Here is a 202-nt window from a genome sequence, read left to right on the forward strand (position 1 = left end):
CTTAAAGATGGTGGAGCTATGCGGGATCGAACCGCAGACCTCCTGCGTGCAAGGCAGGCGCTCTCCCAGCTGAGCTATAGCCCCATCTAGGTCGATATTGGTGGGTCTGAGTGGACTTGAACCACCGACCTCCCGCTTATCAGGCGAGCGCTCTAACCAGCTGAGCTACAGACCCAATATCGTCTCTTAACTTTTCTAAACC

The 202-nt window shown here is 54.5% G+C and carries 2 tRNA genes; both read right to left on the bottom strand.

The features are described from left to right. Window positions 1–8: 8 nt before the first annotated feature. Window positions 9–84 (bottom strand) — tRNA-Ala (locus tag AB4329_RS22190). Between the two features lie 14 nt (window positions 85–98). Continuing rightward, window positions 99–175: transfer RNA gene (locus AB4329_RS22195), tRNA-Ile, on the bottom strand. Window positions 176–202 lie beyond the last annotated feature (27 nt).

The sequence above is a fragment of the Vibrio sp. 10N.261.54.A5 genome, assembly GCF_041471145.1.
GTDB classification, from domain to species: domain Bacteria; phylum Pseudomonadota; class Gammaproteobacteria; order Enterobacterales; family Vibrionaceae; genus Vibrio; species Vibrio crassostreae_C.